The following is a 23136-nucleotide window of genomic DNA, read 5'->3' on the forward strand; positions in this document are numbered from 1 at the left end:
TTCATTACTTTTGCAGCAAATGATATCAATTAATAATTTAACATTCGAGATTGGCTCGCGCGCGCTATATGACGAAGCCAATTGGCATATAAAACCCGGAGACAAGGCTGGATTAATCGGTGCAAATGGCGCCGGAAAGTCTACTTTGCTGAAAATAATCGTAGGAGATTATGCTCCCACTTCGGGTACCATTTCCATGGCAAAAGACTTAAAGATTGGTTATCTTAACCAAGATTTATTATCGTATCATTCCGATAAAAGTATCCTGCACGTAGCGATGGAAGCTTTTGAACGGCAAAACCAATTGCATTCGGAGATTGAAACGCTGCTCAAAAAAATGGAAACAGATTATTCCGATGAGATACTAAACAAGCTCAGCGATAAGCAGATGGAATTTGAGGCACTGGATGGTTATAACATCGAATTTCGTGCACATGAAATTTTAGCCGGATTAGGGTTCTCTGAAGAGGAGCAGCAACGGCCCTTAGCCACCTTTTCAGGTGGCTGGCGTATGCGTGTGATGTTGGCACGTATCCTTCTTCAAGCACCGGATATCTTGTTATTGGATGAGCCTACCAACCACTTGGATTTACCATCTATCAAATGGTTGGAGAATTATCTGCAGGCGTTTGAGGGCGCTATCGTCATCGTCTCGCACGACCGTTATTTTCTGGATAGAATTGTCAATAAAACCGTGGTATCACGCAAAGGCAAGCTTACGGCTTATGCAGGCAATTACTCTTTCTATCTTGAGGAGAAATCCTTACGGGAGGAAATCCAGAGCAATCAGTTTAAAAACCAGCAAGCGAAGATCAAACAAGAAGAAAAACTTATAGAGCGTTTCCGTGCTAAAGCGAGCAAGGCAAAAATGGTACAGTCTCGCATCAAAGCACTCGATCGCATGGAAAAAGTGGACGACATCGATGATGATAATCCCGAAGTAAATTTCAGCTTTAAATTTTCCAAACCTTCGGGACGGCACGTCGTTACGCTAGAACATATTTCCAAATCCTACCCGAATTTGGAAATATTACGAGATACGAGCGCTATTATCGAAAAAGGTGATAAAATAGCGCTGATTGGTGCGAACGGCAAAGGTAAATCGACCTTGCTCCGTATTGTAGCAGATGCTGACAAAGCGTTCGACGGTAAGAGCATCAAGGGGCATAATGTATCCCAGACATTCTTCGCGCAGCATCAATTAGAAGCGCTGCATCTGGAAAACAGCATCATACAGGAGCTGGTCAACTTTGCGCCTAAACATACCGAAACGGAATTACGCTCCATTTTAGGATGCTTTTTGTTCACAGGTGATGATGTGTTTAAGAAAATCAAAGTCCTTTCTGGGGGAGAAAAATCCCGTGTAGCGTTGGCGAAGGCATTGACCGCAGATGCGAATTTTTTGGTACTCGATGAGCCTACCAACCATTTGGATATGGCCTCGGTCAATATCCTTATCCAGGCTTTAGAACAGTATGAAGGTACGTTTATCGTGGTGTCGCACGACCGTTATTTTCTGGACCAGGTTGCTAATAAAATCTGGTTTATCGAAGATAAAGAGATCAAAGAATATCCGGGCACTTACCAAGAATACGAAGAATGGAGTTCCAAACGCGTAGTGAAAAAAGAGCCTCAAACGGAAAAAAGATCGGTGAAGGAGAAAGAGCAACCTAAAAAAGAGAAAATCGCTCCATCGGACGACAAAAAAAAGCTCATTCAGCGTAAGAATAAGGAGTTGGCAAACCTTGAACAACAAATTGAAATAAGTGAAAAGTCGCTGAAGGAACTTGAAGCTCATTTGGCAAAAGAAGAAATTTATTCGGATGCGCAGAAGCTTCAAGAAGCTACCCGAACGTATAATTCTGCCAAAGCATCGTTTCAGCAACTTCAACAAGATTGGGAAAACTTAGCTGAAGAGATTATGGAATTGGAGGGATAACAAGATAAAACCAATGTTAACTTAAATGGTAACGTTGGTTTTTAAATTCCATCGAGGTATAATAACTATATTTTTCCATATCCAACGGGTAGTCCCAGCATCCCATACGGTGATACATCTCCCCACCGAACCCTTTTTTGAAACGATAAAGCCCGTACATTGGATGAGATGGATCGGGATTAGGAGCTGTTCCAAATAAATCGTACTCTGTGCAGCCTAGTTCCTTCGCTATTTCCATTGCGCGCCACTGCAATGCGTAGGTAGCCATATAATTTCGATTTTCGGAAGCAGATGCGCCGTAAAGATAGGTTCCTCGATTGGCAGAAATAACCAAAAACATCGCAGCTAAAGGCTTGTCATCGATTTCGGCAACCAATAGATATACGTCAGCTGGCGAAGAAGTATCGTTCGCTCTAGCCGAGAGTACAACTCGGAAATAATGGATATCATGCAAAAAGAAATTATTTCGAGCCGCGGTCTGACGGTATAAATCATACCATATTTCTAGACTTTCAATGCCTAACGATCGTACATGCACGCCTTTTCTCTTTGAGAGATTGATATTATATCGTGTTTTCGGTTTCATACCACCTAAGAGCTTATCCTTCTCCCGTCTCAAATCCATAAACATGGTGTTCGAAGGAAGGATGTCCGTATTGGCTTTCCTCAAACGCCAATGAACCGTACTGTAATTAAGTCGGATTTCCTGTATATTTTTTTCTGGTACACCTAGCCAGTTGCCATGTAGATCATAACAACTTTCATCTTTCGCCCAAAGCGATTGCCAAGGCAAATCATATCTAATCATAATACATTTCGATGGTAAAAACGTCCGTAAACTTTCGGACAGCTGTTCTAAGAAATGTCCTTGATTTTCCTCGGAAGGTTCTACTTCAGGGCCATATGGCACATAAGCAATACTGTGTTCCCTATCAATTGGCTGGATAACAATTAAAATATCTCCAATAAAGTAAGCACTACTTTTACTGTCCGTGTACAAATCGGCATGCTTCGTTTTAAAATTGAATGCTTTGGTATGCAGTCCTTGTAGCTTTTTTACTTCTGACCAGTAGGCCGTTTGTTGAATAATAGATGTTTTATAAACTTGTTTAATCTCCTTATTTTCTAATTGCGCGATCATGTACAGAAATAGTATTGATATAACTTAAAAATCCAAAAGCTGCGAACATAGTAAAAATGGTCGGATGAAACATCAAATGTTTGTCATCACTGTGTTACAAGTCTTATCTCAAGATGTTAAGTCACCGTCGTTTCACATTTAGTTAACATTGATTTATTAAGTTTGCTATATGGAAAATACAAAATACAATGTTCCCGTTGTGTTGACCCATATCAATGATGATTCACACAACTTTAAGCCATTACCTGCACCCACTGGCGAATATCCATACCGCTTGAACATAGAAAAAATCCTTGGAAGTAAAACGAGCGATATACGAGATCGTATGTTTTTTCACATGGTCGGCGACACCGGTAGCGTCCGTCATTCTGATTTTCAGGCAACAGTGGCCCACACGCTAGGGCAACAAATAGCGGAACATCGCAATTCACCGCCCGCTTTCCTTTTCCATTTAGGCGATATCGTATATAATTATGGCGAAGCATGCGAGTATCCGGCGCAATTTCTAAAGCCTTATCAACATTATCCAGCTCCTATTTTCGCTATCCCCGGCAATCACGATGCCGACATCAACCCCAATGCGTCCAGCCCATATCAAAGTCTAGACGCATTTATGGATGTTTTCTGTGACACACACAGCCGGCCAGTAAGTTACGGTACGGGCGTCAATCGCCAGAGCATGGTACAACCCAATGTATACTGGACATTGGAAACACCGCTCGCACGTTTTATAGGCCTGTACGCCAACGTCACAAAACACGGAACCATCACGGATGAACAGCGCGAATGGTTCATTAACGAGTTACAACACGCAGCCATACATCGTGATGAGCAGGCTATTATCGTTTGTCTGCATCACGCCCCCTATTCTGCCGATACGAACCACGGATCGAGTGTAGCTATGATTGATTTTCTCGAAAGTGCATTTGCCGAAGCCTCCATGATACCTGATGCTGTGTTCAGTGGCCATGTACACAATTACCAGCGGTTTCATAGAACATATGCCGACGGAAGTGTGGTCCCCTATATTGTAGCTGGTGCAGGAGGCTATGCGGATCTCCACACCATAGCGTTTGACGATACCGCTACCGTCAAGCCGTTACAGAGAGTAAACAGCGACGTTCGCCTAGCTGCCTACTGTGATGACCGTTTTGGTTTTCTCAAAATGGGTATTGTCAGAACGGATGCGGGTCTGAAACTGACCGGAGCGTATTATACCTTGACCCAACCGAATGATACGCAAGCAAAATTATACGACAGTTTCGAAATACCATTGCAACGGCCTATGTTTTCAGAAGCATAAGATTCGCCACCCATCGGTTGCCCCCTAACCTGTTACATCATTGGCACGGTTTTTTGGTATTCTATACGCGTAAAGATAGGGGGAACTATGCATGCATTGATAATTGGCGCTACAGGCGCTACCGGTAGCGATCTAGTAGATTTATTGTTAGCGGATGACACGTTTCAACAAGTACGTATTTTTGTGAGGCGGCCCGTTGCCTTACAGCATGAAAAGCTTGACGTACATACGATCGATTTTGACCAGCCCGAGCAATGGGAACATTTGGTGAAAGGTGATGTTCTGTTTTCCTGCTTGGGGACAACGTTGCAAGCCGCCGGAAGCAAAAAAGCCCAATGGAAGATTGATTATGATTATCAATATCGATTCGCGTGTGCCGCCCGAAAGAACAATGTACAAAGCTTGGCTTTAGTCTCTTCAGGCTTTGCGTCTGCTAAATCACCTTTTTTTTATACCAAAATGAAAGGACAACTCGAAGACGATATACGAGCTTTAGGCTTTCCTTATTTACATATTTTCAGGCCGCCTTCACTAATACGAAAAAACAGTGACCGCAAAGGTGAACTACTCGGCATAAAATTCGTTCGGTTCTTGAATAAGATCGGACTTTTCCGTGCCCATCGCCCTCTTCCAACCGACGTATTGGCAAATGCGCTAACAAACACATCTAAAAATCCAATACAGCGAGCGAGAATATATGCAGGAGATGACATCTGGAAAGCTGCAAATCAAAGACGCTAGTCACCAACTCTTGTCCAAGAATTTATCAAGTAGCGGAACAACGAGTTCCGCTACTTTAAAATCAGGCTTCAGGGTTGTCACTTCCCCGATATATTCGCCGTGCCCTCCGGGGATGATTGCCAGCTCGGAATTAGCTATCAGACGATGTATCTCTACAGCGTGTTCCACTGTAATTACATCTTTGTCCCCTATCAGCACTAGCGTTGGCACTTTTATGGATTTTATTTTATCATCCGGAATGTCTACAAAATCCAACATCCTCCTTGCATCCTTATCGTGCATCACCTGTAGACGCCTCACGTCCGGTGTAAGTTCCAGATACGCGTCTTTCAACTGTCGAGGCATGTCTTCTAATCTGGCATTATCCATAAAATCCCAAAACCATTCTGGCACGCCATCCCGCTTGGCTAGCGCCGATGCTAGCACAATCTTGTTCACCATGTGTGGATAATCTATCGCAATATATAGCGTTGTTGTGCCACCATTACTAAAACCGAGAAAGTCGGCGTTATCAATCCCCAGTTTTTTCAAGAGGACGACCACGTCATCTGCATCCTGTCTGAAAGAAAGTGCATTATTTCTATCGCCGGTGCGACCATGCGCCTGGAGCTCCATAGCGATTACCTTTCTATTCTTTGCCAATAGCGGAATAGCTTTTCCAAAACTTGTCTGGATGGTAGATCCACCACCATGAATCAATACGAGTGGCTTTCCTTCCCCGTATATTTCATAGTACATATTTAGTCCGTTTACTTCAACATATCCTTGATTGGCAGCACTATCGCTGGCTACTTGTTCTTCCTTTGCCATTTTTGTTAATATACGTTCTGCTTTGCTCGCATTACTTGAAATCAGTCCTAAGGCTGTCAGCGTTATGGATGCCATTAATCGATTCATTACTAGCTATTTTTTTGAGTACACTGTTCGACTGCTTGCAAAGTTAGGTCTATCACCGGCCACCAATCTTGTCTTAGGACAAGAAAACAAAAGCAGTCGCGATACGCCCGTATCCTCTCTCATCCTTAAACTTAACGATACGTTAATATTGAAGCGCTAACTTTGGCAAATATCTAACGTTATCGGCATTAAGCAATACGGATGCACAATCGATCTCAATTGAAGAAAAAGGGAGCAAATGGTTTAACAGATGGCTCGTTGGAAGAAGTTTTCCATAAGTTGTATGATCCATTGCTATATTTTGCTACACGATATGTGCCTGCGACTGAAATCGCTGAAGAAATTGTATCCGATGCATTTATTCTGTTTTGGAAAAAGAAAAGCGATTTTTCCAATTATCATCAGATTAGGTCCTTCCTATACATCTGTACAAAAAATGCCTGTCTCAACCATATCCGAAAATCAAAGAACATCCATATCATCGAAGAATCCGAAAATATAGAGTCTATTCTTCAAGATGACACAGACTTGCTCGCTCAAATCATCCGGATTGAACTTCTAGAGCTCGTTAACACCAAAATAAATCACCTACCTCAAAAACAACGGGAGGTATTTCGATTGGCCTATATCGAAGACCTTACACACGAAGAGATTAGCACCGAGTTGCAGATCAGTGTAGCAGCTGTTTACATCCACAAATCACGCGCACTGCGTTTCCTCAAAAAGAATATCAAACTGGACTATTTTCTATTAGTCTATCTTTTCGGCCATTCAAGTTTCTAAAAAATTCACCGCTGCATTAAATAATCATTAATTGTATTTAACAAAAGCTTAATGAAAGGTTTCTCCTTATAGGGTGTTTTATCGGTAAATCATAGAACATACATGAACGACTTCGAAAAGTTAGTCAATACGGTATTCAATTACCTTTTTGTGAAGAAGGACAACACGACGAGTCAGTCTTCCCTAGAAGATGAGCTGGACAACCTGCCTCCTGAAACGCGAGCCATAGTGGAACGATTGGAAGCAAAAGAAATTCTCCAAGAATCCGCGGCTTACAGTCGTTTCAAAAAAGAAAACGACGCTCGACGGGCGACGGTGCTCCGTCACATCCGCGAACAGATAGGCGAAGATAAAAGCAATAATACCATTGCCTTCCGCCGTTACCTCGCAGCAGCTTCTGCAATAGTCGCGCTAGGTGTGTGTAGCTTTTTGTTCACGCCCAAATTAAACAACCGTCACAATTCGGCAAATCAAACAGCAGCTCATATCATTGAGCCGGGAAGCTCTAGAGCTGTTTTAACCCTAAGCAATGGTCAAGTGATCCAACTCGATTCTATTCCCGGCGGTATCGTGATAAACCAAGGACTGCACTATGCGGACGGCCGGCCGATAGAACTTAGTTCCGTGCAACCGGAAAATATGATGGCCACGTTGCAGACACCGCGTGGTGGTGAATATGTTTTAACGCTTTCCGACGGTAGCCGGATACACATGAATGCCGACAGTAAACTAGTATATCCGATAACATTCCATGGAAAAACACGAGAAGTTACCTTAGATGGAGAGGCTTTTTTTGAAATAGCATCCAATAAAGAAAAACCATTCCATGTACGTACCAATAATAACGAGGTCGTGGTATTAGGAACCCGCTTTAATATCCGCTCGTATCAAGAAGAAACTTTAAGCTACGTAACACTGGTCGAGGGAAGAGTCAGGCTACAGGATGGGCACGATAACCCTGAACTAACACCCGGTATGCAAGGCATATCAGACGGCATGGCAACACGCGTTAGATCGGTTAATGTCGAAGATTTCATTAATTGGAAAAACGGTCTATTCGTTTTCCAAAATGAAAATCTAGAAGCTGTCGCTGCTAAAATAAGCCGCTGGTACGACATCGAAATTGAAATCGCGTCGAGTGCTAAGCAAGTACGGATCTGGGGCAGCTTAAGCAAATACGACACGTTCGACAAGGTATTGGATATACTACAATTGATTGATAACGATTTGATAATAAATATCGACGGGAGGAGGGTTCAAATTATGAAATAATACATAAACAAAAACCGGAAAAGCGCCAACTTTTCCGGCAGAATGCCATAGTAACCACAAAAGAGATTGGAATTATAATTACATAGCTATCAAAATTAATGAAAAAAAAGAAATTCATGTCACAGATGGCCTGCAAAAGCCGTTTGAATACACTTTTAATCATGAAAATGATTTTAACATTCTTAATCGCCTGCGTATTGCAGGCGCATGGCGAGGTCTTAGCTCAGGCCATCACCGTGAATCAGCGTAATGCTAACATCGAGCAATTGTTCCGCGAGATCAAACGGCAAACCGATTATAACGTCATATGCAGTGCCGATATTATGGAGACCACCGGACCGATTACTGCTGTAGCCGACAACAAGAAATTATCCGACTTTCTCGAAGACATATTGTATCCGCAGCAGCTTACGTACACGATTAAAGACAAAAATATTATCGTGACGCGCTCGTCAACTCGGTCGCCGTCCGTTGATCAAAAAGCCGGTGCAGTCCGACAAAGACAATATACAGGCCTTATCGTCAACGAAGATAACCAACCCATCGCCGGCGTAAACATTAGGGTAAAAGATAAAAATGAAGTAGCTTTATCAGACGAAAATGGGCGTTTTCAAATCTCCTCAACACGCGGCACCATTTTAGAGTTTAGTCATATCAGTTACCAGCAACGGCAGTACACCTTACGCGAGGAAAGTCAGTTTACTATCGAAATGATCCAGAAGCAATCGGCGGTGGAAGAAGTCGTCGTTGTAGCCTATGGCACGCAACGCCGCAATAACCTAACCGGAGCCATATCAACGGTGGGAAGCGAACAGCTGGAAAGAAGACCGACCGTATCCGCGTCTACTGCTTTGCAGGGACTCGCTCCTGGCGTGACCGTGACCGCACAAACCGGGGCTCCCGGTGGTGATGGCGCCAATATCAATATACGCGGTATCAATTCCTTCGGCGGATCAGATAATGCCCCTCTGGTCATCATTGATGGTGTAGCGGGTTCGATAGATAATGTAGACGTCAATCACATCGAATCTATTTCCGTATTGAAAGATGCGGCCTCCGCAGCCATCTATGGTTCGCGAGCAGCGAACGGCGTTATCCTCATTACTACCAAACGTGCCAAAGAGCGTCTAGCAATTGATTACCGAAATTACGCCGGATGGCAGGAACCTACCGACGTTCCAACGGTTACCGACGGGCTAACCTATATGGAAGTATTCAATCAAGCCAATATCAACGATGGTGGTGCTGCCATATATAGTGAAGAAGATATCGAGCGATTCAACGCTGCGTACGCAAAAGATCCATCCAATTACGATTGGCAAAAAGCAATCCTCCAAGGAAGCGGCTTCACCCATAACCACTATGTTTCCCTGATGGCAAATACCGGTATCGTAAAAGTATCCCCTTCTATCAGTTACGTCAAACAAGACGGGATCATAAAAAACACGGACTTTGAGCGGTACACCCTACGCAACAATATGGATATCACCCCTAATGAAAACTGGAATATACGACTAGACTTATCCATGACCAACAAAGACCGTTTACAAATTGCAGAAGAAAATGTCGTCTGGAATTATCTTGGAAGGATGCCTACCAACATTCCCATACAATATAACGGCTTATGGTCTGAAGCCTGGGTCAATCGCCACCCCATTGCCTTTATAGAGGAAGGAGGTAACCGGAAACTTCATAACCTCGAACTTCTGGGTAATCTAAACCTCACCTATAAACCTACCGACTGGTTATCACTTTCGGGTATGGTGGCGCCTCGATATCTTACCCGCAATACGCATACTTTTACACGGAGTGTGATGACCTATAACGAAGATGGTTCAGAGGCCGGTGCAGCGAATACCTTCACTGACCTTACCGAGACCGGCTATCGCTACTTATACGGCACGTATCAATTTACGGCGAATGCACAAAAAAAATGGGGCGATCACAACCTGAAACTGCTTTTGGGCGCCTCGCGGGAAACGTACGACGAGAAATACCTGATGGGCTATCGTCGTAATTTTACCTACGATACTTACGAGGTACTGCGTGCCGGGGCGGACGACGAAACAAAAAACAATGATGGTTCTCAAGAGCAGTGGCTGCTGGTTTCAACGTTTGGTCGTCTGAACTACGATTTCAGCAATCGCTATCTTCTCGAAGCCAATTTCAGATACGATGGCACGTCGCGATTCATGGCAGACAACCGATGGGCCGTTTTTCCTTCCTTTTCAGCGGGATGGCGTATTTCAGAGGAAAACTTTATGCAACCCGTAAAACCTTATATCAACGAACTGAAACTACGCGGATCCTGGGGTAAACTGGGCAATCAAAATATTGGGAGTTCTTATTATCCATTTATCGAAACACTTAACTTGGGTAGTACCGCCATGGGCGGAAACATCCATCAGATGGTTACACTGTCCACGATGGCTAACCCTAATTTACGTTGGGAAACAACGACGATGAGCGGCTTCGGGCTGGACGCATTATTTTTTAATAAGTTAAACTTGACTTTTGACTGGTATGATAAAATGACGGAAGGCATTCTTTTGAAACTGAATACCTCACAGCTCACGGGCTTGGGCGCCCCTTTTCAGAATGCAGCTAAAGTTTCGAACAAGGGCTGGGAGGTTTCAGCCCGCTATAACGATTCTTGGAAAGATTTTACTTTCGGCATAGGCTTTAACCTATCGGATGTGCGCAATAAAATTGTAGATATGCGTGGACAGACGTCCGGAACACTCTTGCGGCAGCAGGAAGGTTATGCTATTAATTCTATTTTTGGTTATCAAGCCGACGGCCTTTACCAGTCACAAGAAGAGATAGATAACGGACCTACCCAGATCGGGGAGCTTAAAGTTGGCGACATCCGATACCGCGACATCGCGGGCGCTTTCGATGATGCTGGAAACCCAATACCTGATGGTCGTATTACCGATGACGACAAGGTCATTATCGGTAGCACGATACCTCGCTATACCTATGGGGCTAATCTCGATTTCGGATGGAAAGGTCTCCGTTTCAGCGCGTTTTTTCAAGGTGTTGCAAAAGCCGATGGTTATCTTAATTCCCACTATGTTATCCCTGCAGTGAATTCCAGCGCGGTAAAAGAATGGCAACTGGATTACTGGACCGAAGAGAATCGCGATGCTTCCTTACCAAGGCTGTCCATTACTTCAAGCAATAATACCCAAAACTCTACTTTCTGGATGCGCAGCAGCGCGTATCTTCGTTTGAAGAACGTACATCTGGGGTACGAGTTGCCTAAGCAATTCTTTGCCAATAGCAAACTTGGAGGCATCTATCTATACGCCAACGGACAAAACCTCTTTACTAGCAGCAACTTCTATGAGGGTTACGATCCAGAAATTAATTACGACGCAGGACAGGCTGCAGGCGTTTCTCTCGGCGGAGGAGCTTATTACCCGCAAGTTAAGGTATATACGTTTGGTGTAGACATTAAATTCTAAGAACAATGATCAAAACAATAAAACATTTCACGATAAGCAGTCTTTTATATGGACTTTTATTCACCTCATGTGATTTAGATAGATTACCGATGGAGGGGCCTTCTACCGGTAATTTTCCGGCCAACGAACAAGAAGCTATTTTAGGCTTGAACGGAGCCTATCAATCTATTTCTACGTTGGATGCTGCCAACACGCCGATATGGCACGTTATGGACAATATCACCGATGTCGGTTATGCGCGCCCCGGAAACAACTATACCTCTCCGATCACCAGTTCCGTGACCACGGACAATGCGCTGGCCACCAAGCCCTGGCAGTATCACTACCGCACCATCGCCCGGGTACACCTCGTGCTGGATAACCTTTCCAATCTGGAAACATCCATGGACGAAGGCAGCTACCTACAGCTAGCAGCCGAGTTACGTTTTGTACGGGCATACTGTTACTCGCAACTCATTGAACTGTACGGCAACGTTCCTCTTCTCCGGCATGCGGTAGGGCTGGATAATGCCGATGTTCCGCGTACGCCCAAAGCAGAAATACAGCAGTTTATTATCGACGAGATGAGCGAAATCGCCGAGCATCTGCCTGTCAACCAATCGGCATACGGTCATGTTCGAGCTAGCCGTATCGCCGCCTATATGCTTAAAGCGCGTGTGGCATTATATGCAAAACGCTATGCAGAAGCTGCCGAAGCCGCAAAAAAGGGGCTGGAATATGCCGAGGGCACCCATGACCTTACACCGTTCAACGCAACGATCGATGTTGCGGGAAAAGATCATCGAGCCGGGGAACCAGATGTCAGTAATATTTTCGGACACGAAGGATACGCAAATAGTACCGAGTGGATATGGGTCGCCGAATATAGTATTGCTGCCGGTAATACGCACAATCGCCAGTATTATGGCGCGTCGCGGTTGGGAAAGGGTGTTTGTTACTGGGGGCCAACCCAAAATTTTATCGATTCTTTTCAGGCTCTTGACGGACTTCCAATCGACGAATCACCGTTATACGATGCTCAGCATCCGTTCGAAAACAGAGACGCCCGCCTCGATCTCTATTGCGTACGTCCAGCATCACGATTTATGGGATATCAATTTCAACCACAAACGGAGCATCGCACTGTGCTTAATTATTGGCCAGTAAACAACGGAAGTTCGTCAGAACCAAGTTCAGTAACAAATACGGATGCCACCAATGCTTATCGCTCCTTTAGCGGTTATCTGTGGCGCAAACATCTCGATCTAAATGATTTTAATAGCACATCCGTAAGCGGCGAGTCCGAACTGAACGTAGGCATCTTCCGGTTAGCAGAACTGTTCTTGATTTACGCCGAAGCAAAGATCGAAGCCAACGAGCTTGATGGCTCTGTTTACAACGCTATCAACAAGATCCGCCAACGCGCATATATGCCACCGCTTACCGAGGGGCTTACTCAGCAACAACTACGTTCGGCGCTTCGCTACGAACGCAAGATCGAGCTTGCGAATGATGGTTTACGATGGTATGATCTACGTCGATGGGGAATTGCAAACGACGTTATGAATGGTTATCTATACCTGAACCGGGCAGGAAACGAGTGGTCTACAAACACGCTACAATACATCGACGAGAACCATAATCCAGTGTATAATCACAACGAAGCCACAAAACACTTCACCACACAGACCGTTATCTACAAAGAAAATAAAGATGAGTATTGGCCGATTCCTGCGACCGAAATGGACGCCAATAAGCAATTAATACAAAATCCAGGTTACTAATATGAAAAAAACAACATTCCTTATGATTGCCCTGCTCTACGTCACTCAAGTGGCGGTAGCGCAGCGCCCCATCCTAGAGAATCCGAAATCGTGGTCCATGATTGTGCTTCCCGATATACAGAACTACTCAAAATGGGAACGTAATCAACCTATCCTAGATTTAATGACCGCGTGGATTGCCGAAAATATTGACAGCTTGAACATACAGATGGTACTTTGTGTGGGCGACCTCGTCGAACAAAATGACCTCATCAACCAAGGCCATGACGGGAACCAAACCGGCAGACAACAATGGGAAATGGTATCCCGTTCATTCGGACGGCTTGACAACAAGGTACCTTACATACTGGCCACCGGCAACCACGATTATAATGTCGATAAACAGGGTATCCGCCACAGCCGATATAACGAATACATCACTATCGAAAAAAACTGGCTTAACCGAAAAGCGATTGTACAGAATGCGACTAACGAACATGGTGAACCCACACTGGAGAACAGTGCATTCGAGATTAAACAGCTTCATGGGCAGGATTATCTATTCTTAAACATCGAATTTGCGCCACGGGACACGATCGTAACCTGGGCACACCGCGTGGCCAGCCTTCCGCAATACAAAAACCACCGGATCATACTGCTGACACACGCGTACCTCAACAACAAGGATCAACGAACAAGCAAACATCCGAAATGGTTTACTTACGAGCCCTATGCCATTGATCGGGTTGTCCAAAAGTCGCCGATGATCCCACTTCCAGATGCTAATCACGGCGAACAAATATGGGAAAAACTGGTTAATCCTTCCAGTAACATCGAGATGGTCATCTCTGGGCACATCTCTGGCGAAGGCTATCGCATGGACCGGAATAAACAAGGCAAAGCAGTCCATCAGATGCTATTCGATACACAGTCTGAAGGCGGCGGACATCGCAATGGTAATGGAGGGGATGGTTGGATCCGTATTCTCGAATTCTTCCCCGACAACAAGACCGTTAAAGTTAAAACGTTTTCGCCGCTATTCGGCGCATCTCCAAAAACGCAATCACTAGCGTGGAAAAACGACGAAAGGAATGAATATACATTATCGTTCGATTAGTTTAAAATTCGCGAAGATAAAAAAAGCAGGCTAACAAGGCCTGCTTTTTTGATATACTATTAAATCTCCTATTCAGCGGGAAGGTTGAGCACTTGATATATCCTTTTTGCGATGTCGGCATTATCCAGAAAGCCTTGAAAAAGCTCTGCTCCGGGCCCGTAAGCCATCAACGGCACCGGAATACCGGTATGATCCGTAGTAGCGAAATCGCCCAATACGTGTCCTTTATCTTTATCCGCATCTAGGAGCACCAATCCTCCGGTTTCATGATCCGATGTGACGATAACCAAAGTCTCTCCGTCCTCGTCGGCATATTGGAGCGCCTGTCCCACCAAACGGTCGAAGCTCAAATATTCGGATACCGTAAACGGCATAGAATTGCTATGCCCGCCACCATCTATTTTCGCACCTTCTACCATCAGGAAAAAGCCATTGTTACCACGATTCCTAAGGTAGTCTATGCTCGGAGAGAATGCGTCTTCGATCATTCTATAACCAGTCCGTAAACTGTTCTGATCCGCATCCAGTTTATTCCATTCCCGATTAGCACTGTCTGCTGCAAACGCTAATAAACGCTCACTATCTACGCTATCCATCCCGGCCACACCGTGGCGAACTTCGAACCCTTTTTCTTCAAGCCCCTTCCATAGCGCACTATCTGCTTTAGTAAACACCGGATGGAATCCGCCGACGATAAGCGATAATTTGCTATCCAACAAATTGTGTGCTATGCTATCGGACATGTTTCGTTCGTCCACGTGTGCGTAGAACGCGGAGGGCGTAGCGCCCGTAACACGGTCGTTTGAAATGATACCGCTCACAATATGCTTTTCATATAGACGATCGGGGATGTTTGATACAGCCTTTCCTAAGGTATCCACGCCGATAAATCGATTTTTTGTTTTTACCCCGGTTGCCAAAGCACTTCCTCCCGCAGCAGAATCCGTATGGTAGTTATCCGTAGAGCCAGTGAACAGGTAACCTGTATATGGCATATTCAAGACATTCAATTGCCCCTTGTTAGCCATCGCAGCCGCCCAAACCTGCGACATGCCTGCCCCATCACTGATTAACAGGATAACGTTCTTTGGTCGTTCAGGGAACGTGTTTTCTTCCCGGCGGAGCAAGTAAGGCTCGTAGAAATCATCGTTCATATAGCTATTTTTGGGGTACGCCTGCATAAACGCCGCCGCCGCCATCGGTTGATCCGTATTAATGTAATCAATACCCATTTTTATCCATTCATACCAAGTTGTCTTCGTGTCAGGTGCTGCCCAGAATCTGATTTTTTTTCCAAGGCGATGCACCGAATCCACCGTCGTCTTTACCTTACGGTAATCAGGATGAGTCAGCCGGCCCAGCCCATTCCATTCAGAGAATAGCGGAAATGGTGCGCTAAAGAGTCCTATCCTTTCCAGCTGTGCAGCCGTATACGCTTTGTCCAACTCGCCATCGAAAAAGAAAATTTCATCATACAGATGAAAATTTTCCGGCGCTGGTCGGTTTCCGCTGACAACTATTTTTACGGCCTTGGGGTTATGCTTGCTATCAAACAGATCTCTGTAGGGCTTGATTTTCTCGCTCAGCACTTTCAACACCGCTTGGCCGTCCGTTTTAGGATCGATCAAGAGTTGCAACTGTCCCTTTTCTGGGTAAAGGTAGCCATCTTCACTACCCGCAAATGCCTTTAAGATAGGCTGCAAATACAACTTGTCGAAGGTACGGTCCGCAGCAATTTCCTCGTATTCATGTGCCACAAAAAGCTCACCGTCTTTTAAAAAGAGATCGACTTCAATCGACCCAAAGCCCAGGCCATATGCCTGTGCGAAAGGATGATTCCTGGTATAATCATTATGGGAGTGCAAATTCTGCAGGTACCCTGTGGGCCTCACCTGCGCAAGTGCAGGCACCGTCAACCAAATCGCAGTGCCGACAATTGCCGAAAGAAATGTCTTTTTCATCTATTTAAATTTTGTTTTGACTACGGCTGAAACCACACCTTGACATTGTGAGTCGGCATTTTTCCATCCATGTGTTGTTCTACCCATTCGATTAAACTTGGGTTATTCTGTTCGTTGTCGGAGTACACATACCGGACCGGTATCGCTGCCAAAACAGAAGGCCCCGGTTTTATTTCAGGAACACCGGTACGACGCCACGACGCCCAACCCTCAAAACCATTCAGGAAGCTATCAATAAAATACTGTTCCGCAATCATAGTCAGCCCCTTTTCGGGTTGATATTGATTTACACTGTTTGCCCAGTAGGCATCGCGCTGGCCCTCGCTAATATAGGGATTTTGGGTTTGCGTTTGACTTCCTACTTGCTCCCATTTGCCGAAGGAGGCATTAACAGCTTCTCGATAAATTTCCGCTGCCTGTCCCGCAACGCCCATATTTCTTTGGATTGCTTCCGCTTTTAATAGCAACAGTTCGCTGTATGTCATTAGAAAAGCCCGGTTGTCCCGTCGGATGCGACGACCCACCACAGAAAAGTCGCCCTCCTTTAGTCCAGTACTTTTATACAGTTCTTCTTGTTCTGCCGAGCTCAAACCCGCAGTCTGTCCGCGGTATTGCAGTTCTTTGTCAGCATCGCCAGCATTATCCAAAAACGAATTTCTGGTCGGGGCAGCATAAATGAAGAGGCGTGGATCACCACCTTTTTTCAATAATCCGATCATCACGTCACTTACCCGGGCATTATCCGAAAAGTCAACGCCACTGCCGTCTGATGACGGGTTTTGAATAAACCACGGATAATAATCACTGGAATTATTATACACCAACGTAGCGCCGTCCTCGACGTCGGAGAATACCGGATAACGATCCGGGTTATTGAATATTTGGGCAACCTGCTGTGAAACGTCCTTCTTTGCAGACTGTCTCATCAGGATCCGTATCTTTAACGCGTTTGCAAATTTGCGCCACTTCTGCAGGTCGCCGTTGTACAGGATATCCCGGCTAACGGAAACTCCTGCGGGAAGTTCAGCTAACAACGTATTCGCAGCTTCCAAATCTTCCAGCATCCGTTGATAAACCTCTTCTTGCGCCTGAAACTTTGGAAATTCCAACCCGTCGACGTTTCCCATTCCTGCCTCATCATAAGGGATATCGCCAAATGCGTCTGTTACCAGCGAAAGAATATACACTTTATTAATGTGTCCCAAGGCCATATATTCCGGTTGGTTGTTCTGCTCCGCCAGCAGTTTCATCTGATTAACGTCCTTGATTAATCGTACAGCGCCGTTCCATTCTTCTCGCCAGTTTGCTCCCGTGAGGTTAAAACGACCGTCACTTTCGCTTGTGCCACCTGGATACGCCAGGTGCTGTACATACTGTCCTGCTCTACGGCCACTTCCCACCATGGTATTCGCTCCACCGCTGATGACAGGCGGAAGCAACATTTCCACCGGCACGACAGCTGGATTATTGGGATCAATGTTAATTTCTTCGAAATCGTTGCATGATTGAAAAGTTACCACAGCAACGGCTAAACAAGTTAAATATTTTTTCATTACAATAAATTATTTTTTACCACACGCAATTAAAAACTCACGTTCACCGACATTCCAAAATTTCGCATCGACGGCAATGACATCGCCTCCACACCCACAAACTGACCGTCGTAAGCCGAGACTTCCGGGTCGATATGCGGTACATCAGACCAAAGCATTAAGTTTCTTCCGATAAATGATACAGAAGCCCCTTTTATCGCTGTTCGCTGTAACATACTTTGGGGTAATCTGTAGCTTATTTTCAGTTCTCTTAACTTTAGATAAGATGCGTCGAAGGTAGCTATCCGGTCGTTGTTATAATACTCTCTCCAATAATCCCGCACTGGAATACCAACAGCGTTGGGCTGTCCCGTGTCGATATCTATCCCTTCACCGATAATCGTTCCGGCACCATTTTCATCCCGGAACGGAAGCGACTCCGGAAGACTGCCTGCTCGTATACCTTCAATGTAAGTCCTGGAATGCACCACCCCCCCTTTTTGGCCTGCAAACAAGAAGCTGAGATTCCAATTTTTATACTTAAAATCATTGGCGATGCTGCCAATCCATTTCGGGTTAACATTACCTAGATACCCCCAGTCGCCATTTTCTTCTTGGGGGAGACCATTACGATGCGTTAACTGACCACTGTCATTGTAAATCAGATAATCTCCGTAAAGCGAGCCCGAAGAGCCATCGCCTTTCGTGTTTTCAGTCCGGAGTTCCAAGGAAGCCCAGCGTTCCAACTGGCGGATGCGGGAAATACCGCGGTCTTCCGCAAGAGAAACCACCTTATTTCTATTGAAGGAATAGTTTATAAAAATATCCCAAGAAAAATTGGTGGTCCGTACAGGCGTACCGCTCAACATAAGTTCTAGTCCATGGTTCGTCATCTCGCCCACGTTCATAAGTTTAGTATCGTAACCAGCAGACGGGTTAAGTGTTACAGGAATAATCAGGTCCGTTGTCCTACTTTTGTAGTAGGTCAGATCTAGTCCTAGACGATTGCTAAATAATCTCGAATCAAATCCAAATTCGTAGGAAACCACTTTCTCGGGCCGAATGTTCTCATTAGGATAGTTGTTATTATGAATAGCTACCGTCTCTCCTCCCCAGCCTTGGGTCACCAAGAAATTCGGCGATGTCCGGTATGGCTCTAAATCCCTTCTCACCGAAGAGGCGGCCCCCCTCAATTTCAGCATATTGATTTTCTCGCCAGTCCAGCCCAACAGGTCAGAAGCGATGACACTCAATGATGCCGACGGGTAGAAATACGAATTATTGGCCTTTGGCAAAGCACTCGACCAATCGTTGCGTCCTGTTAAATCCAGGTAAACCACATCCTTGTACCCTATTTGGGTAGTTCCATAGATCGAATTGATCTGTTTCTCCTGATAGGTGTTTCCAGCCAACAACGGTTCTCCGTTATTCGTCAGGTTGTAGACGTTCGGAATTGCCAAACGAGGGGCGATAGCGCCCAGACGTTTCGAAACCTGGGTCATCAAGTTGCCCCCTAACGAAGCATCGAAAGAGAAATCCGAGTTTAAGTTTGGACTATAGCTCAGGAGCATGTCGTGGTTGGTCTCGATAAAATAAACATCATCCTCCTGATAGTATCCGTTTTTATATTGACTGGATGAGGTGGCATGTCGCATCGTACGTTTATCGTTATAGAAATCCCGACCCGACCGCAGCATCAGCTTCAGGTCAGGACGAATGTCGTACGTAGCTTTTACATTGCCGTATACACGATCTCTGTTATTCCCGTTAAGATTTTCGTGAGCGACAAAATAAGGATTATTCCAAATGGTGCCGTTCATGTTAAAAATGGGAGAATGCTGTTCCGTCTTGCCGCTTTCGGGCCGCCAGTAATCTCGCAACGATCTAATATCTAGGTTGCGGGGCATGTATAAAAACATCCGCATAACAGATTCGTCGTTCTTAGCACCATAACTAGCTCGGTTATCGCTTCCACTGTTTACCCAGTTCATCGCTACATCTAACCTTAAATTAGGAAGGATCTGATACCCTGCGTTCACACCCAGTGAATTTCGGCTCAGGTCCGTATTGGGGACCATTCCTGACTGTGACAAGTTTGTATACGAAAAGCGATAGTTGAGCTTATCGTTACTATTCGATATTGACAAACTGTTTGTAAACGTTTTAGCAGTTTGTAAAAAATCTCTCAACTGATTCGGCTGTGCTACAAATGGCGTTGCGATGCGTTCCCCGGTCTCCGGGTCGATAGGCGAATCCCATTGCTTTATTAATTGTCCATTTAGAGCAGGCCCCCAGTTCTCCATTACGTTGTCGTACTTATTGGCTTCCGTTCCCATGCCATCTACATACTCGTAAACACCATAACGTCCCTGGCCATATTCGTACTGATAATCTGGAAGTTTCAAGGGCGTTCCGAAATCCACATGTGAGTTAAAATTAATTCCCATTCCTTTGGCACCCCTCCCCGATTTCGTCGTGATCAACACCACCCCGTTCGAAGCACGTGAACCATACAATGCCGCTGCATTTGGTCCTTTGAGCACCGAAATGCTTTCGATGTCATTCGGATCGATTTCTCCAGCGGCATTTCCATAGTCTACCTCACCTTCCCCTCCTGTAAAGTTGGGATTATTGAAGTCTTGTCGCCCGGTGAAGGCACGCGTAGATTGTTCGTTGTTATTACTTATGGGAATACCATCGACGACAAATAGCGGCGAATTGTTATAGTTGTAGCCACTAACAAAGTTCTGCCCTCTAATCTGGATATTTGACGAGGCGCCAATACCGCCGGAAGAGTTAGTAATCTGCACTCCGGCCACGCGGCCACTCAACGTATTCACAAGGTTAGTCTCATGCGCCTCCTGTATCATATCGCCGTCTACCTGCTGTACAGAAAATCCGACAGATTTCGATGCGCGGGTAATACCTAACGCCGTGACGACCACTTCCTCTAGCTCCGACGACTGCTCTGCCAGCCGGACCAGTAAAGAATTCTTGTCGTCTGCGCTGACCAAAAAATCCAGTTCTTCATGGCTTTGATAACCGACAAGCGAAAAAACGATCGTGTAGCGTTGCCCCACTTGCAGATTGTTCAATAGGAAGACGCCGTTATGATCCGATGCAGTGGTCTTCGTATTTCCATATCCTTTCGTTGACACGGAAACTCCGTTCAAGGGATTCCCTCCCTCATCGAGCACACGCCCTTTTACTTGCCCGATTTGCTGGGCCTGCAGCTCATCCACCCCAAAGAACAGATAAGCTAAGCATAGCCAAGATAAATAAAGAAAAACGCTGTTTTTTTTCATGTGTATTGATATTGTTTGGAATTATTTATTATTCAATTACTTTATTGCTAGTTGTGTCGGGTGTCTGATGATGTACAGTTGTATCCTTTAAAAGGATAAGCACTTCGTCCTCATCCCCACTACCCCGTTGTAGGTCATTAACCAAGCATATAGTAGACAATATGGTTTCCAAGTCGTCATCCGCCGAAAACTCGCCCGTAAACGTTAAGTTCCTTGGCACCGCTGGATCTATTCGGATAGCTTTATCAAATTTTATCGCGATCTGGCGGAGCACTTCTGCCAGATCCTGTCGATCAAATCGGAGATTTTGTCGTTGATCACTGCTGGCTATACGCTGGTCTGCGTTAGCCGGTTGCATAGTTGGTTTAGGCGCCGCTACGGGATTCGTTAATACGGTATTACTCGCCTCATCGATATACAACATTTCTCCAACCGCTAGATAAGTGTCCTGTATAGACATCCGAGCTTCCTTCGAGGAGCGAATTACTACCTTTCCCGAAAGCAAGTGTACTGTCGTCTTATCGAGGTTTCTGCCGTCAACAATAAATTCTGTACCGAGTGCCGTCGTTGTAAATCCATTGGCCATTACCTCAAAAGGTAACGTACTGTCGCGCACCACCACAAATTTTCCTTCGCCCCTCAGTTGTATACTGCGGTTACGGATACCATAACTTTTATCGTAACAGATCGTACTATGTGGCGAGAGTAATACGGCAGACCCGTCGCTCAATAGGTAGGTTAATGAATCTTGCTGTGTGTTAACAACATAGGTTTCCGGCGGAGCAGCTTCCGCGTATACGGTTTCGGGTACGATCTCGGTGTTCTTTTGCTTATAAAAGATCCCAAAGATACCGATGAGCACAACCACCGCGGCGGCGCTCACCCATTTATACGGGTACATCCTTTTTACCGGCGTTTGCATGCCGGCTTTGTTACGGATTGCTTGCAATAGTTCGGCTGACTGCTTCGCGCTGAGCAACTCCGGGTTTTCGCTGGCGTCGACAAGTTCTCTTTTTAGTTGCCGCTGTAAGGCTGGCTGTTGGTTGTCTAATTTATCGAGCAGCTCTTTTGCTTCGGCCTTCGTTAGCCGACCCTTCCAGAAAGCCTGGATACTCTTTCGCGTTTTGTTTCCCATCATATATAAATACGATGGGTCGCATCAGGAGGCAATGGTCTAGCTAGTTAAGAAATTATTACTAAAACGTAAAAACAAAGGCAACCGGCGCTGCCGTTTATTACATATAGATGCAGGCGGACAGAAGCAGTAAGACCCCATTTTCGTAGGCATACGGATTACTCCCGGCCACATATTGCTTAATACTTTTGTTTGCTTGTTTAAGATACTCAGATACAGAATTGACCGATAAATCCAACATCTCCGCTACGCGTTCTTTTGAATACCCTTCATAGCGGCACAGTCGAAAAACCTCCTTCTTACGAGGAGATAATTGATCGATAGCCTCTTCCAGTATGCGTAACTGTTCCGTTATGATGTCGTCTTGCTCCTGTACATCTTCGATATTCACGTAGAGTTTATCATAGTCTTCAACAAAATCAATGTGCTCCCTCAGCTTTCTTTTGAGAAAGTCCATAGACTTATTGAAACTAACGACGAACAACCAGTTCTCCAGCGGCCTATTTCTATCGATTTTATATCTATTTTGCCACAAACTCAGAAAAACATCCTGCAAAATTTCTTGTGCGTGCTCGGGCGAGTGTACAATTTTAAGAATGTTAGCATATATTTTTTGGTGGTGGCTATGGTATATCGAAGTGAAAGAAGATTCACTGCCATGGTTTAGCTGGATAATAGCTTCCGTTTCATCTATCTGTAAATAACATTCCATCTCTTTTGTCTCCATCCGGGATCTTTTAGCAAGATTTTCGAGCATGGCAAAAATATTCTTTTCAGATTTCGACTGATAGCTTATTC

The 23136-nt window shown here is 45.1% G+C and carries 15 protein-coding genes; 8 read left to right on the forward strand and 7 right to left on the reverse strand.

The genetic code is table 11. The features are described 5' to 3' along the window. Window positions 1-19 precede the first annotated feature (19 nt). Window positions 20-1939 carry an ABC-F family ATP-binding cassette domain-containing protein gene (locus tag C5745_RS16215; RefSeq protein ID WP_105718058.1) on the forward strand — a complete coding sequence of 640 codons (1920 nt, stop codon included), beginning with the start codon at window positions 20-22 and terminating at the stop codon, window positions 1937-1939. Between the two features lie 16 nt (window positions 1940-1955). Here the strand turns inward: C5745_RS16215 and C5745_RS16220 are convergent, their stop codons facing one another. Further along, entirely contained in the window at window positions 1956-3080 is a 1125-nt protein-coding gene (locus C5745_RS16220; protein WP_105718059.1) for a lipid II:glycine glycyltransferase FemX, read from the reverse strand. A gap of 169 nt (window positions 3081-3249) precedes the next feature. On the opposite strand from C5745_RS16220, the gene C5745_RS16225 reads away from it, so the two are divergent. Together C5745_RS16225 and C5745_RS16230 are read left to right on the forward strand one after the other, a co-directional pair. Further along, window positions 3250-4383 (forward strand): metallophosphoesterase family protein, encoded by a 1134-nt coding sequence (locus C5745_RS16225; protein ID WP_105718060.1) that lies wholly within the window; start codon window positions 3250-3252, stop codon window positions 4381-4383. An 87-nt stretch (window positions 4384-4470) separates the two neighbouring features. Next, window positions 4471-5124 (forward strand): NAD(P)H-binding protein, encoded by a 654-nt coding sequence (locus C5745_RS16230; RefSeq protein WP_105718061.1) that lies wholly within the window; start codon window positions 4471-4473, stop codon window positions 5122-5124. Here the strand turns inward: C5745_RS16230 and C5745_RS16235 are convergent, their stop codons facing one another. Beyond that, window positions 5125-6021 (reverse strand): alpha/beta fold hydrolase, encoded by an 897-nt coding sequence (locus C5745_RS16235; RefSeq protein ID WP_243403377.1) that lies wholly within the window; start codon window positions 6019-6021, stop codon window positions 5125-5127. It lies immediately after the preceding gene. 201 nt (window positions 6022-6222) lie between these two features. Between C5745_RS16235 and C5745_RS16240 the strand changes: the two genes are divergently transcribed. The 5 genes from C5745_RS16240 to C5745_RS16260 all read left to right on the forward strand — a co-directional run bounded on the left by C5745_RS16240 (window position 6223) and on the right by C5745_RS16260 (window position 14405). Beyond that, window positions 6223-6804 (forward strand): RNA polymerase sigma-70 factor, encoded by a 582-nt coding sequence (locus C5745_RS16240; RefSeq protein ID WP_105718062.1) that lies wholly within the window; start codon window positions 6223-6225, stop codon window positions 6802-6804. 102 nt (window positions 6805-6906) lie between these two features. Then, the gene (locus tag C5745_RS16245; protein WP_105718063.1) at window positions 6907-8076 is read left to right on the forward strand and encodes a FecR family protein; all 1170 of its coding nucleotides are present in this window, start codon (window positions 6907-6909) and stop codon (window positions 8074-8076) included. Window positions 8077-8237: 161 nt separating this feature from the next. Then, window positions 8238-11546, forward strand: coding sequence for a SusC/RagA family TonB-linked outer membrane protein (locus C5745_RS16250; RefSeq protein WP_105718083.1), 3309 nt, complete (start codon window positions 8238-8240; stop codon window positions 11544-11546). A 5-nt stretch (window positions 11547-11551) separates the two neighbouring features. After that, window positions 11552-13309, forward strand: a complete 1758-nt coding sequence (locus C5745_RS16255) for a RagB/SusD family nutrient uptake outer membrane protein (RefSeq protein WP_105718064.1) — start codon at window positions 11552-11554, stop codon at window positions 13307-13309. Window position 13310: 1 nt separating this feature from the next. Then, window positions 13311-14405 carry a metallophosphoesterase gene (locus tag C5745_RS16260; protein ID WP_105718065.1) on the forward strand — a complete coding sequence of 365 codons (1095 nt, stop codon included), beginning with the start codon at window positions 13311-13313 and terminating at the stop codon, window positions 14403-14405. 68 nt (window positions 14406-14473) lie between these two features. On the opposite strand, the gene C5745_RS16265 is transcribed toward C5745_RS16260, so the two are convergent. From C5745_RS16265 to C5745_RS16285, 5 genes are all read right to left on the reverse strand, one after another. Next, window positions 14474-16366: an alkaline phosphatase gene (locus C5745_RS16265; protein ID WP_105718066.1), complete on the reverse strand. Its 1893-nt coding sequence runs from the start codon at window positions 16364-16366 to the stop codon at window positions 14474-14476. A gap of 20 nt (window positions 16367-16386) precedes the next feature. Beyond that, entirely contained in the window at window positions 16387-17919 is a 1533-nt protein-coding gene (locus C5745_RS16270) for a SusD/RagB family nutrient-binding outer membrane lipoprotein (RefSeq protein WP_105718067.1), read from the reverse strand. A 29-nt stretch (window positions 17920-17948) separates the two neighbouring features. Then, a complete protein-coding gene (locus C5745_RS16275) occupies window positions 17949-21203 on the reverse strand; it encodes a SusC/RagA family TonB-linked outer membrane protein (RefSeq protein ID WP_105718068.1) in 3255 nt (1084 codons plus the stop codon). Between the two features lie 28 nt (window positions 21204-21231). Then, a complete protein-coding gene (locus C5745_RS16280) occupies window positions 21232-22341 on the reverse strand; it encodes a FecR family protein (protein WP_105718069.1) in 1110 nt (369 codons plus the stop codon). A 97-nt stretch (window positions 22342-22438) separates the two neighbouring features. Beyond that, the gene (locus tag C5745_RS16285; protein ID WP_165793112.1) at window positions 22439-23065 is read right to left on the reverse strand and encodes an RNA polymerase sigma factor; all 627 of its coding nucleotides are present in this window, start codon (window positions 23063-23065) and stop codon (window positions 22439-22441) included. Between the last annotated feature and the right edge of the window lie 71 nt (window positions 23066-23136).

Source organism: Sphingobacterium haloxyli (assembly GCF_002980525.1).
Taxonomy (GTDB): domain Bacteria; phylum Bacteroidota; class Bacteroidia; order Sphingobacteriales; family Sphingobacteriaceae; genus Sphingobacterium; species Sphingobacterium haloxyli.

Excerpts from the sequence above, each read along its gene's own strand:
- C5745_RS16215 (WP_105718058.1), top strand. The coding sequence starts at position 20 with ATGATATCAATTAATAATTTAACATTCGAGATTGGCTCGCGCGCGCTA.
- C5745_RS16220 (WP_105718059.1), bottom strand. The coding sequence starts at position 3,080 with ATGATCGCGCAATTAGAAAATAAGGAGATTAAACAAGTTTATAAAACA.
- C5745_RS16225 (WP_105718060.1), top strand. The coding sequence starts at position 3,250 with ATGGAAAATACAAAATACAATGTTCCCGTTGTGTTGACCCATATCAAT.
- C5745_RS16230 (WP_105718061.1), top strand. The coding sequence starts at position 4,471 with ATGCATGCATTGATAATTGGCGCTACAGGCGCTACCGGTAGCGATCTA.
- C5745_RS16235 (WP_243403377.1), bottom strand. The coding sequence starts at position 6,021 with ATGAATCGATTAATGGCATCCATAACGCTGACAGCCTTAGGACTGATT.
- C5745_RS16240 (WP_105718062.1), top strand. The coding sequence starts at position 6,223 with ATGCACAATCGATCTCAATTGAAGAAAAAGGGAGCAAATGGTTTAACA.
- C5745_RS16245 (WP_105718063.1), top strand. The coding sequence starts at position 6,907 with ATGAACGACTTCGAAAAGTTAGTCAATACGGTATTCAATTACCTTTTT.
- C5745_RS16250 (WP_105718083.1), top strand. The coding sequence starts at position 8,238 with ATGAAAATGATTTTAACATTCTTAATCGCCTGCGTATTGCAGGCGCAT.
- C5745_RS16255 (WP_105718064.1), top strand. The coding sequence starts at position 11,552 with ATGATCAAAACAATAAAACATTTCACGATAAGCAGTCTTTTATATGGA.
- C5745_RS16260 (WP_105718065.1), top strand. The coding sequence starts at position 13,311 with ATGAAAAAAACAACATTCCTTATGATTGCCCTGCTCTACGTCACTCAA.
- C5745_RS16265 (WP_105718066.1), bottom strand. The coding sequence starts at position 16,366 with ATGAAAAAGACATTTCTTTCGGCAATTGTCGGCACTGCGATTTGGTTG.
- C5745_RS16270 (WP_105718067.1), bottom strand. The coding sequence starts at position 17,919 with ATGAAAAAATATTTAACTTGTTTAGCCGTTGCTGTGGTAACTTTTCAA.
- C5745_RS16275 (WP_105718068.1), bottom strand. The coding sequence starts at position 21,203 with ATGAAAAAAAACAGCGTTTTTCTTTATTTATCTTGGCTATGCTTAGCT.
- C5745_RS16280 (WP_105718069.1), bottom strand. The coding sequence starts at position 22,341 with ATGATGGGAAACAAAACGCGAAAGAGTATCCAGGCTTTCTGGAAGGGT.
- C5745_RS16285 (WP_165793112.1), bottom strand. The coding sequence starts at position 23,065 with ATGGAGACAAAAGAGATGGAATGTTATTTACAGATAGATGAAACGGAA.